12 protein-coding genes and 1 pseudogene are annotated in these 13,836 nt (G+C 72.9%); 10 read left to right on the top strand and 3 right to left on the bottom strand.

All coding sequences use genetic code 11. From position 1 onward, the window contains the following. The first annotated feature begins 370 nt into the window (after positions 1–370). Positions 371–1,789: an RsmB/NOP family class I SAM-dependent RNA methyltransferase gene (locus tag Q5694_RS31810; RefSeq protein ID WP_333936980.1), complete on the top strand. Its 1,419-nt coding sequence runs from the start codon at positions 371–373 to the stop codon at positions 1,787–1,789. Positions 1,790–1,892: 103 nt separating this feature from the next. Here the strand turns inward: Q5694_RS31810 and Q5694_RS31805 are convergent. Then, positions 1,893–2,210, bottom strand: a pseudogene (locus Q5694_RS31805) (MMPL family transporter); the annotation flags it as partial. 139 nt (positions 2,211–2,349) lie between these two features. On the opposite strand from Q5694_RS31805, the gene rpe reads away from it, so the two are divergent. The 7 genes from rpe to Q5694_RS31770 all read left to right on the top strand — a co-directional run bounded on the left by rpe (position 2,350) and on the right by Q5694_RS31770 (position 9,690). Further along, on the top strand, positions 2,350–3,036 hold the full coding sequence (rpe, locus tag Q5694_RS31800) for a ribulose-phosphate 3-epimerase (protein ID WP_333936979.1): 687 nt from the start codon (positions 2,350–2,352) through the stop codon (positions 3,034–3,036). A gap of 78 nt (positions 3,037–3,114) precedes the next feature. Then, a complete protein-coding gene (locus Q5694_RS31795; protein ID WP_333936978.1) occupies positions 3,115–4,158 on the top strand; it encodes a sugar-binding transcriptional regulator in 1,044 nt (347 codons plus the stop codon). Between the two features lie 3 nt (positions 4,159–4,161). Further along, on the top strand, positions 4,162–4,533 hold the full coding sequence (locus Q5694_RS31790) for a barstar family protein (RefSeq protein ID WP_333936977.1): 372 nt from the start codon (positions 4,162–4,164) through the stop codon (positions 4,531–4,533). A 108-nt stretch (positions 4,534–4,641) separates the two neighbouring features. Beyond that, a complete protein-coding gene (locus tag Q5694_RS31785) occupies positions 4,642–6,084 on the top strand; it encodes a GuaB1 family IMP dehydrogenase-related protein (protein WP_333936976.1) in 1,443 nt (480 codons plus the stop codon). A 340-nt stretch (positions 6,085–6,424) separates the two neighbouring features. Further along, positions 6,425–7,894, top strand: a complete 1,470-nt coding sequence (locus Q5694_RS31780; RefSeq protein WP_333936975.1) for an amino acid permease — start codon at positions 6,425–6,427, stop codon at positions 7,892–7,894. 10 nt (positions 7,895–7,904) lie between these two features. After that, a complete protein-coding gene (locus tag Q5694_RS31775) occupies positions 7,905–8,357 on the top strand; it encodes an Lrp/AsnC family transcriptional regulator (RefSeq protein ID WP_104778814.1) in 453 nt (150 codons plus the stop codon). Positions 8,358–8,493: 136 nt separating this feature from the next. Beyond that, the gene (locus tag Q5694_RS31770) at positions 8,494–9,690 is read left to right on the top strand and encodes an MFS transporter (protein ID WP_333936974.1); all 1,197 of its coding nucleotides are present in this window, start codon (positions 8,494–8,496) and stop codon (positions 9,688–9,690) included. Here the strand turns inward: Q5694_RS31770 and Q5694_RS31765 are convergent. Further along, positions 9,659–10,195, bottom strand: a complete 537-nt coding sequence (locus Q5694_RS31765) for a Repetin (protein ID WP_333936973.1) — start codon at positions 10,193–10,195, stop codon at positions 9,659–9,661. The genes Q5694_RS31770 and Q5694_RS31765 overlap by 32 nt on opposite strands. A gap of 317 nt (positions 10,196–10,512) precedes the next feature. Here Q5694_RS31765 and Q5694_RS31760 point away from each other — a divergent pair, with 317 nt between their 5' ends. Together Q5694_RS31760 and Q5694_RS31755 are read left to right on the top strand one after the other, a co-directional pair. After that, positions 10,513–11,301 carry a carbon-nitrogen hydrolase family protein gene (locus Q5694_RS31760; protein WP_333936972.1) on the top strand — a complete coding sequence of 263 codons (789 nt, stop codon included), beginning with the start codon at positions 10,513–10,515 and terminating at the stop codon, positions 11,299–11,301. 50 nt (positions 11,302–11,351) lie between these two features. Continuing rightward, complete coding sequence (locus Q5694_RS31755) at positions 11,352–13,049, top strand: flavin monoamine oxidase family protein (protein WP_333936971.1); 1,698 nt, start codon at positions 11,352–11,354, stop codon at positions 13,047–13,049. Here Q5694_RS31755 and Q5694_RS31750 read toward each other — a convergent pair. Next, complete coding sequence (locus Q5694_RS31750) at positions 13,046–13,759, bottom strand: DUF5995 family protein (RefSeq protein WP_333936970.1); 714 nt, start codon at positions 13,757–13,759, stop codon at positions 13,046–13,048. The genes Q5694_RS31755 and Q5694_RS31750 overlap by 4 nt on opposite strands. Positions 13,760–13,836 lie beyond the last annotated feature (77 nt).

The raw sequence follows: 13,836 nt of genomic DNA, 5'->3' as shown, positions 1-13,836 counted from the left end.
GGGGTGCCTTCGGCGTGGCCCCGCCGTCCGGCGCCCCGCCGCGTCCGCCTCCGCCGGTTCCGCTCGGCTCCCGGCGGCGTGCCTCCGTCGGCTGTCGGGTCGTGCGACGCCGGATCGCCTGTCTTCGTCGTTGTTGTCCGGCCGCCCGGTGCCCGGGGGGCCTTCGGCGTGGCCCCGCCGTCCGGCGCCCCGCCGCGTCCGCCTCCGCCGGTTCCGCTCGGCTCCGGCCTCACGTGCCTTCGCCGGTCCCCGCATCCGGAGCGGGAGGGGCATGCCGGGGCCCGGTCCCGGTCGAGGCCGTCCCGCCGCGCGGCACCCGGCGGCGTAGGCTTGAGCGCGCACTTCTTCCCACACCCGGAGCACCTTTTTCGTGAGTGAACAGCCCCGCCGGCCCCGCCCGTCCGGCAAGCCCTACCGCCGGCCCAAGAAGGACCCCGTCCGCATCCTCGCCTTCGAGGCGCTCAGGGCCGTGGACGAGCGCGACGCCTATGCCAACCTCGTTCTGCCGCCCCTGCTGCGCAAGGCCCGTGAGCAGGGCGACTTCGACGCCCGGGACGCGGCGCTGGCCACGGAGCTGGTGTACGGGACGCTGCGCCGGCAGGGGACGTACGACGCGGTGCTGTCGGCCTGCGTGGACCGGCCGCTCGGGGAGGTCGACCCGCCGGTGCTCGACGTGCTGAGCCTCGGGGCGCACCAGCTGCTCGGCACGCGCATCCCGACGCACGCGGCCGTCTCCGCCACCGTGGAACTCGCACGGGTCGTGCTGGGCGACGGGCGGGCGAAGTTCGTCAACGCCGTGCTGCGCAAGGTCGCGCAGCACGACCTGGACGGCTGGCTGGAGCGGGTCGCACCGTCCTACGACGACGACCCCGAGGAGCACCTCGCCGTGGTGCACTCGCACCCGCGGTGGGTCGTGTCCGCGCTGTGGGATTCCCTGGGCGGCGGGCGCGCCGGCATCGAGGACCTGCTGCGCGCCGACAACGAGCGGCCCGAGGTGACCCTCGTGGCCAGGCCCGGGCGCTCCGACGCCGGGGAACTGCTGGCCGAGGACGCCGCCGTGCCGGGGCGCTGGTCGCCGTACGCCGTGCGGCTGAGCGAGGGCGGGGAGCCGGGTGCCGTCGCCGCCGTGCGCGACGGGCGCGCGGGAGTGCAGGACGAGGGCAGCCAGCTCGTCGCGATCGCCCTGGCCGGCGCGCCGCTGGAAGGGCCCGACCGGCGGTGGCTGGACGGGTGTGCCGGGCCGGGCGGCAAGGCCGCGCTGCTGGGTGCCCTGGCCGCGCAGCGGGGCGCGTTCCTCGTCGCGTCCGAGAAGCAGACCCACCGGGCCGGGCTGGTGGCGCGTGCCCTGGACGGCAACCCCGGGCCGTACCAGGTGATCGCCGCGGACGGGACCCGGCCGGCGTGGCGGCCCGGCAGCTTCGACCGGGTGCTGGTCGACGTGCCCTGCACCGGTCTGGGCGCCCTGCGCCGCCGTCCCGAGGCGCGCTGGCGGCGCCGCCCGGAGGACCTGGAGGGGTTCGCGCCGCTCCAGCGCGGGCTGTTGCGGACCGCTTTGGAGTCGGTGCGCGTCGGAGGTGTCGTGGGCTACGCGACGTGCTCGCCGCACCTCGCCGAGACCCGGGCCGTGGTCGCCGACGTGCTCAAGCAGTTCCCGGAGACCGACCTGATCGACGCCCGGCCGCTGCTGCCGGGCGTCCCGGACCTGGGGGAGGGTCCGGACGTGCAGCTGTGGCCGCACCTGCACGGGACCGACGCGATGTACCTGGCGCTCATCCGCCGCACCGGCTGACCCCCGCGTCGGCCTGACCGGGCACGCCTCTCGGCCAGGCCCGGGAGGCACGCGTCGAAGCCGCCGTCCGTCATCGGCCGGCGCCCGCCCCGGCCCGGACCACTCACCGGGCCGGCCGGCGCCCGCCCCGGCCGTCTCCCGGGGCGGGCGCCCCGCCGTCCTCGCGGGCCAGCCGGTGCGGCCACCGCACCTCGGGGCCGACGTCCGGAACAGGGACGTCACCAGCACCGAGCGCACGACGAACGTGTCGATGAGGACGCCGAGGGCGACCGCGAAGCCGATCTCGGCGAAGGCGACCATCGTGCAGGGTGCCGAGCGCGGCGAACGTCCCGGCCAGGACCGGGCCGGCGGAGGTGACGACCGCGCCGGTGGCGGCGAGGCCCGTGATCACGCCCGTTCCGGTGCCCCGCCGGGTCGCCTGGCGACCCCCTCGCTCCCGGCGCCCCGCGACGGCAGTGGGGGACCGTGCGGGCGCCCCGCGACGGCCCCCGGCCGGCGCACCACCGTTCCCGCCGGGCACCGATGCCCACAACCCCCTCGGGGCATGGCAGTCTTAGGACATGGCCGTGCAGATCAACCCCAGCATCCTGTCCGCCGACTTCGCCCGCCTCGCGGACGAGGCGAAGGCCGTGCAGGGAGCCGACTGGCTCCACGTCGACGTCATGGACAACCATTTCGTCCCGAACCTCACGCTCGGGGTGCCGGTCGTGGAGTCGCTCGCCCGTGCGACGGACACTCCGCTGGACTGCCACCTGATGATCGAGGCCCCCGATCGGTGGGCGCCCCAGTACGTGGAGGCGGGGGCCGGTTCGGTCACCTTCCACGTCGAGGCCGCCGCCGCACCGGTCCGGCTCGCCCGGGAGATCCGCGCCAAGGGCGCCCGCGCCTCGATGGCGCTGAAGCCCGCGACTCCCGTCGAGCCGTACGAGGACCTGCTCCCCGAGCTCGACATGCTGCTGATCATGACGGTCGAACCGGGCTTCGGGGGACAGGCCTTCCTCGACATCATGCTTCCGAAGATCCGCCGGACCCGCGAGTTGATCAGCAAGCACGGACTGGAGCTCTGGCTCCAGGTCGACGGCGGAGTCTCCGCTTCCACGATCGAGCGCTGCGCGGACGCCGGAGCCGACGTCTTCGTGGCCGGATCGGCGGTCTACGGGGCGAACGACCCGGCAGGAGCGGTACGTGCACTACGCACGCAGGCCGAGGCGGCGACGGCGAAGGCCACCTGGGCGTGCGGCCACTGAGCCACAGCAAAGTGAACGGCTCTCATCAGGGCTGATCATCCGCGCCGGATCTGCAAGGATGAACGGCGAATCCAGAGTGTGAACAGCAGTGAGGAGATCGCCGTGTCGGGTATGTCGGCGGGCCGGTCAGCCATGCGGATGGGACCCGCTGAGCTGGTGCAGGCGGCGGCCATGGCCCGCCGCTTCTACCTCGAGGGGAAATCCAAGATCCAGATCGCGGAGGAGTTCGGCGTCAGCCGCTTCAAGGTGGCCCGGGTCCTGGAGACCGCCCTCGAACGGGACCTCGTACGAATCGAGATCCGGGTGCCTGCGGAACTGGACGCCGACCGCTCGGACGCGCTCCGCGCCCGGTACGGCCTCCGGCACGCCGTCGTGGTCGAGTCGCCGGCCGAGGCCGAGGAGACGCCCGACCCGGAGAACCTGGGGGAGGTGGCCGCCGACCTGCTCGGCGAACTGGTCGACGAGGGCGACGTGCTGGGGCTGGCCTGGGGCCGCTCCACCATCCACATGGCGGCGGCGCTCGACCGGCTGCCGCCGTGCACGGTCGTGCAGCTGACCGGCGTCTACGACGCCGGAACCGCGGAGCGCGGCTCGGTCGAGGCGGTCCGGCGGGCCGCCCAGGTGTCCGGCGGCGACGCCCATCCCATCTACGCCCCGATGCTGCTGCCCGACGCGGCCACCGCCTCGGCGCTGCGCAACCAGACGGGCATCGCCCGGGCCTTCGAGCACTTCGACAAGGTCACCGTCGCCTGCGTCTCCATCGGCTCCTGGGAGCCGGGCATCTCCACGGTGCACGACATGCTCAGCGACGAGGAGCGCGCGCACTACGCCTCGCTCGGTGTCGCCGCGGAGATGTCCGCGCACCTCTTCGACGCCGAGGGCCGCCGGGTCGGCCGGGACCTGGGCGAGCGGTGCATCACCGTCAAGGCCGAGCAGCTGCGCCGCATCCCCGAGGTCGTCGCGATCGCGGGCGGGCAGCGCAAGGGACCGGCGATCGACGCCGTGCTGCGCTCCGGGCTCGTCACCAGCCTGGTGACGGACACCTCGGCCGCCGATTACCTGATGACCGCGGGCCCGGCCCCGAAGCCCGCGCTCAACCGGGCCGACCCGGACGGGGCCTGACGGATGGCCGGCCGGGCGCACCCGCCGCACGATCCGGCGGGCCGGATCGTGCTCGTCCTCGACCTCGACGGGGTCACGGACAAAGCCGGCCTGATGGACCGCTGCGTCCGCGACCTGGCGTTGCCCGACTGGTTCGGCCGCAACTGGGACGCGCTCGCCGACTGCCTGTCCGACCCCGCCCTGTGGCCCGAGGGGGCCGTGGAGCGGGGTCTGCTGGTCGTCGTGCGCGGCTGGCGCGGCTACGCCGAGGCGCGGCCCGAGGAGTGGCGGGTCGCCGAGGAGATCTTCGCCGAGGCCACGGACCGCGGCCCGGGCCTGTTCGTGACCCTCGGCCTTGGAGCATCCTCCGAAGGGGGCCCTGACCAGCCTGGATGATCCGCCCGGGGTCGAGAGCGCCGGTGTCATGGGACAATGAAGTACGTGCTCTTTCCCCCTGGCCGGCCGGTCCGGGGGTCACCTCTGATCGACTGGGATGTGCAGCACGTGCGTTTCCTCAATGACATCCAGCCCGGGTACGACCTGACGTACGACGACGTCTTCATGGTGCCGAGCCGCTCCTCGGTGGGCTCCCGGCAGGCCGTCGACCTCAGCTCCCCGGACGGCACGGGCACCACCATCCCGCTCGTCGTCGCCAACATGACCGCCATCGCCGGGCGCCGCATGGCCGAGACCGTGGCCCGCCGCGGCGGGCTGGTGGTGATCCCGCAGGACATCCCGATCGACGTGGTCACCGACGTCGTGTCCTGGGTCAAGAGCCGCCACCTGGTGCTGGACACCCCGATCATCCTGTCCCCGCACCAGACCGTCGCCGACGCACTGGGCCTGCTGCCCAAGCGGGCGCACGACGCCGGTGTCGTCGTCGACGACAACCACCGGCCCGTCGGCGTGGTCACCGACGCCGACCTCTCCGGCGTGGACCGCTTCACGCAGCTCTCCGAGGTCATGTCCCGGGACCTGCTGCTGATCGACGCCGACAAGGACCCGGGCGAGGCCTTCGGCGTCCTCGACCACGCCAACCGCCGCTACGCCCCCGCGGTCAACCCCGACGGCACGCTCGCGGGCATCCTGACCCGCAAGGGCGCCCTGCGCGCCACGCTCTACACCCCGGCCACCGACGACCGCGGCCGGCTGCGCGTCGCGGCCGCCGTCGGCATCAACGGCGACGTCGCCGGCAAGGCGAAGCAGCTGCTCGACGCCGGTGTCGACACACTCGTCATCGACACCGCGCACGGCCACCAGGAGTCGATGATCAGCGCCCTGAAGCTGGTGCGCGACCTCGACCCGCAGGTGCCGATCGTCGCGGGCAACGTGGTGGCCGCGGCCGGCGTGCGCGACCTCGTCGAGGCCGGCGCGGACATCGTCAAGGTCGGTGTCGGGCCCGGCGCCATGTGCACCACGCGCATGATGACCGGCGTCGGCCGGCCGCAGTTCTCCGCCGTCCTGGAGTGCGCCGCCGAAGCCAGGAAGTACGGCAAGCACGTCTGGGCCGACGGCGGTGTCCGTCATCCCCGCGACGTGGCCATGGCCCTCGCCGCCGGCGCCTCCAACGTCATGATCGGCTCCTGGTTCGCCGGCACCTACGAGTCCCCGGGCGACCTCCAGCACGACGCCCAGGGCCGTGCCTACAAGGAGTCCTTCGGCATGGCGTCCGCCCGTGCCGTGCGCAACCGCACCTCCGAGGAGTCGGCGTACGACCGGGCCCGCAAGGCGCTGTTCGAGGAGGGCATCTCCACCTCCCGGATGTTCCTCGACCCGGCCCGCCCCGGCGTGGAGGACCTGATCGACTCGATCATCGCGGGCGTCCGCTCCTCCTGCACCTACGCCGGTGCCGGCTCCCTGGAGGAGTTCGCCGAGAAGGCCATCGTCGGCATCCAGAGCGCCGCCGGCTACGCCGAGGGCAAGCCCCTGCACGCCAGCTGGAGCTGACGGCCGGCCACCGCCGGCAATCGGCCCCCGCCGACCCGCCCCCGCGGGACGGCGGGGGCCGTTCCGCGTGCCGGCCGCACCCCACGGCGACCCCGCTGGAGCCCTGCGACGAGGGCCGGGTGCAACAGTCGACAGCCGCCCTGCAACGAACGCTCACCGCGCCCCCGTCAACGCAATGATCTTGCGGGTACGCGCAAGCTTGCTGCATTTCGGCAGCAACGCCGATCCTCGTAGGCTGTCGCCTCGTACGTGGCGTGGCGGGGACTCCGCTCGGTGGGTCCCTGTTCAAGGGTGCCCGCGGTCCCTGCCGCCCTGACCGGCAGCGAAAAGGAGCCAGCGCGTGCTCGACCAAGGCGCACCCCCGCAGAACCCAGGCCAGACAGCCGCCCCCGCGTCCCCCGGCATCGGCGCGCGCCTCATGCGGCGCAAGCCGGTGGAACGCCTGGTCGCGGAGGGTGGACAGGGCGAGGGAGGGTCGCTGCGCCGCTCCCTGGGGCTGTGGCAGCTCACCATGATCAGCATCGGTGCCACCCTGGGCACCGGCATCTTCGTGGTCCTCGGCGAGGCCGTCCCCAAGGCGGGACCGGCCGTCACCCTCTCCTTCGTCATCGCCGGTCTGACCGCCCTGTTCTCGGCCCTGTCCTACGCCGAGCTGGCGGGCACCATCCCCGTCTCGGGCTCCTCCTACTCGTATGCGTACGCAACGATGGGTGAGCTGATCGCCTGGGTCTGCGGCTGGTGCCTGGTGCTGGAGTACGGCGTGTCCGTCGCCGCCGTGGCGGTCGGCTGGGGCGAGTACCTCAACGAGCTGCTCGACGGGACCATAGGCGTCACGATCCCGGCGGCCCTGTCCGCGCCGCCCGGTGACGGCGGCGTGTTCAACCTGCCCGCCCTGATCGTCGTCCTGCTCGCCATGGCGTTCCTGCTGGGCGGCGCCCGCGAGTCCGCCCGCGCCAACACGATCATGGTCGTCGTGAAGATCGGCGCGCTCGTGATGTTCTGCGCGATCGGCGTGCAGGGCTTCCGCTCCGGCAACTACGAGAACTTCATGCCGCTCGGCATGGCCGGGGTCAGCGCCGCCGGTGCCACGCTGTTCTTCTCCTACATCGGCTTCGACGCCGCCTCCACCGCCGGCGAGGAGGCCAAGAACGCCCAGCGCGACCTGCCCCGCGCGATCATGCTGTCCCTCGTCATCGTCACCGCGCTGTACGTCCTGGTCGCGGCCGTCGCCGTCGGCGCCAAGCCCTGGAAGGGCTTCACCGACTCCGAGGCGGCCCTCGCCCAGATCATGCGCGAGGTCACCGGGCAGACCTTCTGGGGCACCCTCCTCGCCTTCTGCGCCGTCATCGCCATCGCCAGCGTGGTGCTGACCGTGCTCTACGGCCAGACCCGCATCCTGTTCGCCATGTCCCGCGACGGACTGGTACCCAGGGTGTTCGCCAGGGTCCACCCGAAGACCGGCACTCCGCGCGCCAACACCCTGATCGTGTCGCTGTTCTGCGGCGTCCTGGCCGCGGCGATCCCGCTCGGTCAGCTCGCCGACGCCACCAGCATCGGCACCCTGTTCGCGTTCGCCCTGGTCAACGTGGCCGTGGTGGTGCTGCGCCGGACCAAGCCGGACCTGCCCCGCACCTTCCGGGTGCCGCTCTCGCCGGTGCTGCCGGCGCTCGGCTTCGGCTTCTGCGTCTGGATGATGGGCAGCCTGTCCACCGTGACCTGGGTGGTCTTCGGTGTCTGGATGGCCGCCGGGCTCGTGTTCTACTTCGTGTACGGCTACCGCCGTTCCCGACTGGCACCATCCGAGAAGTGATCGACCCACAGTGCTGAACGATCTCGACGAACGCATCGTGCACGCCCTCGCCGAGGACGCCCGCCGCTCCTACGCCGACATCGGCTCGCTCGTCGGCCTGTCCGCGCCCGCCGTGAAACGGCGCGTGGACCGGCTGCGGGCGACCGGGGCCATCACCGGTTTCACCGTACGGGTGGACCCGGGCGCCCTCGGCTGGGAGACCGAGGGGTTCGTCGAGATCTACTGCCGCGGCAACACCTCCCCGGAGACCATCCAGCGCGGCCTGGAGCGCTACCAGGAGGTCGTGGCCGCGTCCACCGTCACCGGGGACGCGGACGCGATCGCCCAGGTCTTCGCCTCCGACATGCGTCACTTCGAACGGGTCCTTGAGCGCATCGCCGGGGAGCCGTTCGTCGAGCGCACCAAGTCCGTGCTCGTCCTGTCGCCGCTGCTGCGGCGCTTCTCGTCGGGGTCGCCCACGTAAACGAGGGGCCGATCCGCCGTCCGGCGCCTAGCATCGGTGTCATGACCTGGCGACATTGATCCACCCGCCGTGCCTCCCGGGGACCGCCTCGGCCGCCGTACCTCCGGCGTCCGATCGGTCCTGACGGGAAGGCCCCATGACACCCGCACCCGCGCGCGTGCCCGCACCCGGCGTCCGCCGCCTGACGCGCACGCTGTACGGCTACGCGTTCCTCGACGACTTCGTCCTGCTGTACCCGCTGTACGCGCTGCTGTTCGCCGACACCGGCCTGCCGCTGTGGCAGATCTCCTCCCTGTTCGCCCTGTGGTCCCTGACCTCCGTGGTGCTGGAAGTGCCCTCCGGCGCCTGGGCCGACGCCGTGTCGCGCCGCAGACTGCTGTGGATCGGCCCGCTGCTCACCGCCCTCGGCTTCGCGCTGTGGGTGACCGTCCCCTCGTACGGGGCGTTCGCCGCCGGGTTCGTCCTGTGGGGCGCCGGCGGTGCCCTCGGGTCCGGCGCCCTGGAGGCGCTGGTCTACGACGAACTGGACCACCGGGGCGCCGCGGGCTCCTACGCGCGGGTCATGGGCCGGGCCCGGGCCGCCCGGCTGCTCGGCACGGTGGCCTCCATCGGCCTCGCGGCACCCGTGTTCGACCGGGGCGGCTACGCGGCGGTCGGCGGCGCCGGCGTCCTGGCCTGTGTGCTGGCCGCCGTCACCGCGACCCGCTTCCCGGAGCACCGGCCCCGGCCCGAGGGCGGTGGTGAGGGCTGGGCGGCGACCCTGCGGACCGGGCTCGCCGAGGTCCGCGGGGACCGCGCGGTGCGCGGCGCCCTGCTCCTCGTCCCGGCCGTGGCCGCGGTGTGGGGCGCGCTCGACGAGTACACCCCGCTGCTGGTCCGGGACACCGGCGTCGCCGACGCCACCGTGCCCTGGCTGATCATGCTGATCTGGGCGGGCGTCACCGCCGGCAGCCTGCTGACCGGCCCGGCCGAGCGCCTCGGCCGGGCCGGGCTCGCCGCCCTGCTCGCGGGCGGCGCCCTCGCCCTGGCCGTGGGCGCCGCGGCCCGGTCGCTCGCCGGGATCGCCCTGGTCGCCGTGGCCTTCGCGGCCTTCCAGCTGGCGGAGGTGCTCGCCGACGTCCGGCTCCAGCACCGGATCGCCGAGTCTTGCCGGGCCACGGTCACCTCCGTCGCGGGGCTGGGCACCGAACTGGCCACGATCGCCACGTTCGGCGGTTACGCCCTGCTGGGCACGGAGCTGGCGCACGGCACCGTCTTCGCGGTCCTGGCGATTTCCTACCTGGTGACGGCCCTGGCGCTGGTCAGAGCTCGGGCTGCCACGGCACGACCGTGAAGTCCCCCGTCCCCTTCCTGACCTTCTCGAACGGGGCGGAGCTGACGCACTTGGGCGGCTCCTCGCCCTCGCCGGGACGGCCGGTGGCGGCCCAGCTGTACCCCAGCCGGTCGTGGCGGCCGAGATCGTGGACGGTGACGCCGACCCGCTTGCCCTCGGCGCCCGGCAGGTCCGACTCGGTGACGACACCGGAGACGACGGCCACCGTGCCGCCGGTGACCAGGCAGTCCACCTGCACCTCGGCCCGGGCCCCGAAGCCGTCGAGGTAGTGGCTGAACGTGAAGGTGCCGGTGGCCTTCGCCGGGTCGGCCTTGTCCTTCGCGGCCAGGTGCGCGTCGAACGTGAACGTGATGTCGTCCCCGGCCGAGCGGTACAGCTTCGCGGTGCCGGTGAGCGCGGCGGCCTCACGCTGCCGGGGCGTGCCGGAGGCCGTCGCGGCCGAGGCCGCCCCGGCGGTGAACAGCAGCGCGGAACCCAGCACGGCGATCTTCGTACGGCGCTTCATCGCGGTCCTTTCCCCAGGTCGTGCGGACGGTCCTCACTCTTCCGGTCCGCGGCGGCCGGGACATCGCGCTCGGGGCGGACCCCGTCTCCGCCGGGCGGCGGAGGAGCCGGGACGCACCCGGGCTCCCGGGACCACCCGGGCTGCGCCCCGGGTCGCGCAACGAATCGCCGCCCGGCCCCCGGCGCACGCAACGAACCGTTCACCAGCGCGCAACGGCTCCTTCTTGTCCCCCCTGGTCAGCCGCCCGTACCGTCTACGTGGCCCCTCCAACGACTTCGTGGGCCCTCCGACCACCTTCCGTCCGGTGAGGAACACGCATGCGCACCGCCCTGCTCCAGAGCTCCGGCCGCCCCGGCTCCACCGTCGAGAACCTCAAGGTCCTCGACGAGGCCGCGGGCCGGGCCGCCGCCGCGGGCGCCGGGCTGCTCGTCACGGCGGAGATGTTCCTGACCGGCTACGCGATCGGCGACGACATCGGCCGGCTCGCCGAACCCGCCGACGGCGACTGCGCGGACGCGATCGCCGAGATCGCCACGAACCACGGCCTGGCGATCGCCTACGGCTACCCCGAGCGGGCGGGCGACACGGTGTTCAACTCCGCCCAGCTGATCTCCGCCGACGGCACCCGGCTCGCGAACTACCGCAAGACCCACCTCTTCGGCTGCTTCGAGCGCGACCACTTCACCCCCGGCGACCAGCCGGTCGTCCAGGCCGAGATCGACGGCGTGCGCGTCGGCATCCTGATCTGCTACGACGTGGAGTTCCCGGAGAACGTCCGCGCCCACGCCCTGGCCGGCACCGACCTGCTGATCGTCCCGACCGCGCAGATGCACCCGTTCCAGTTCGTCGCCGAGTCGATGATCCCGGTGCGGGCCTTCGAGAACCAGATGTACGTCGCCTACGTCAACCGGGTCGGCCGGGAGGGCGAGTTCGAGTTCGTGGGCCTGTCCACGCTGGCCGGCCCCGACGGGATCGCCCGCACCCGGGCCGGCCGCGGTGAGGACCTCGTCCTCGCCGACGTCGACCCCGCCTTCGTGGCCGCCTCGCGCGAGGCCAACCCGTATCTGAGCGACCGGCGGCCCGGCCTGTACCGGCCGCTCGTCTGACAACTCCCCCTGAACCGTTCGTTCGTACCCGTGCAAGGAGTCCGTACCCCATGACGTCCACCGTGCCCAACGCCGTCGAGCACGCAGACGCGCAGCAGCCGCCGATCACCATGTTCGGCCCGGACTTCCCGTACGCCTACGACGACTTCCTCGCCCACCCGGCCGGTCTCGGGCAGATACCCGCGACCGAGCACGGCACGGAGGTCGCGGTCATCGGCGGCGGGCTGTCCGGCATCGTCGCCGCGTACGAGCTGATGAAGATGGGTCTCAAGCCGGTCGTGTACGAGGCCGACCAGATCGGCGGGCGGCTGCGCACCGTGGGCTTCGAGGGGTGCGACGAGTCCCTCACCGCCGAGATGGGCGCCATGCGCTTCCCGCCGTCCTCGACGGCCCTGCAGCACTACATCGACCTCGTCGGCCTGCAGACGCGTCCGTTCCCCAACCCCCTGGCCGAGGCGACCCCCTCGACCGTCGTCGACCTCAAGGGCGAGTCGCACTACGCCCAGACCATCGACGACCTGCCGCAGGTCTACCGGGACGTCGCCGAGGCCTGGGGCCGGTGCCTGGAGGAGGGCGCCGACTTCTCCGACATGAACCGGGCCCTGCGCGAGCGGGACGTGCCGCGCATCCGCGAGATCTGGTCCAAGCTGGTCGAGAAGCTCGACAACCAGACCTTCTACGGCTTCCTGTGCGAATCCGAGGCGTTCAAGTCCTTCCGGCACCGGGAGATCTTCGGCCAGGTCGGCTTCGGCACCGGCGGCTGGGACACCGACTTCCCCAACTCCATCCTGGAGATCCTCCGCGTCGTCTACACCGAGGCCGACGACCACCACCGCGGCATCGTGGGCGGCTCCCAGCAGCTGCCGCTGCGCCTGTGGGAGCGCGAGCCGCAGAAGATCGTCCACTGGCCGCTCGGCACCTCGCTCGCGACCCTGCACGCGGGCGGCGAGCCGCGCCCGGCCGTCACCCGGCTGCACCGCACGGCCGGCAACCGGATCACGGTGACGGACGCCCGCGGCGACATCCGCACCTACAAGGCGGCGATCTTCACCGCACAGTCCTGGATGCTGCTGTCGAAGATCCAGTGCGACGACTCGCTCTTCCCGATCGACCACTGGACCGCGATCGAGCGCACCCACTACATGGAGAGCTCCAAGCTGTTCGTGCCGGTGGACCGCCCGTTCTGGCTGGACAAGGACGAGGAGACCGGCCGGGACGTCATGTCGATGACGCTCACCGACCGCATGACCCGCGGCACGTACCTGCTGGACGACGGCCCGGACAAGCCCGCCGTCATCTGCCTGTCGTACACCTGGTGCGACGACAGCCTGAAGTGGCTGCCGCTGTCCGCGAACGAGCGGATGGAGGTCATGCTGAAGTCGCTCGGCGAGATCTATCCCAAGGTCGACATCCGCAAGCACATCATCGGCAACCCGGTGACGGTCTCCTGGGAGAACGAGCCCTACTTCATGGGCGCGTTCAAGGCCAACCTGCCCGGCCACTACCGCTACCAGCGGCGCCTGTTCACGCACTTCATGCAGGACCGGCTGCCGGAGGACAAGCGGGGCATCTTCCTCGCCGGCGACGACATCTCCTGGACGGCCGGCTGGGCCGAGGGCGCGATCCAGACCGCCCTCAACGCGGTCTGGGGCGTCATGCACCACCTCGGCGGCGCGACCGACCCGACCAACCCGGGCCCCGGCGACCTCTACGACGAGATCGCGCCGGTGGAACTGCCGGAGGACTAGCACCACCTCGCGGGCTGGGACAGAGGCGTGAGCAGCATGCGGCCCGCGAAGCCCACCGCCGTGTCCAGGCGGTCGGTGAACTCCTCGGCGACGTCGGGGAGTTCACGCAGGGCCCACAGTGCGCGGGCCGCCGTCCAGGTGGCGTCCCGTGCCCGCTCCAGGCTCCAGGAGCCGAGCAGGTGCGTCAGCGGATCGGCGATCTGCAGGAGGTCGGGGCCCGGCATCAGGTCCTCGCGGATGCGTTCCTCCAGCGAGACGAGGAGATCGCCCACCGCGTCGAACTCGTCCTCCAGCTCGGCCGGGGCGCAGCCGAGCGCACGGCAGGTGTCCACGACGGCCAGGGCGAGGTCGTGGCCGATGTGCGCGTTGATGCCCGCCAGCGCGAACTGCAGCGGCCGCACCCCGGGATGGCGGCGGAGCTGGAACAGCGGCCGCCAGCAGGCCGGTGGACGCCGCTCGTCCAGGACCGCCTCGACGGCGTCGAGATACCGCCGCGCGAACCGCACGTCCAGCGTGACCGCCGCGTACGGGTCGGCGAACCGCCCGGTGTCGACGTACCGGTCCACCTCCTGTGTCACGGCGAGGTAGACGCGGTTGAAGACCGCCACGCCGTCGCGCGGGTGCAGGGCCGCGTCGAGGGCGCGCATCCGGTGGATGACTCCGTCGACCGGTGTGTCCACGGCTGGGGGGAGTGGTTCGCATCGTGGCATGCGGGCAGAGTCCCAGTTCCGGGCCCGCGGCAGTGCCGGCGGGCCCGGCGCTTCCCCGAAACGGGGGAACGCGGCCC

The organism is Streptomyces sp. AHA2 (assembly GCF_036857595.1).
GTDB lineage: Bacteria > Actinomycetota > Actinomycetes > Streptomycetales > Streptomycetaceae > Streptomyces.
The sequence above is the reverse complement of the archived record's forward strand: the minus strand, read 5'-3'. Positions and strand labels throughout refer to the sequence as shown.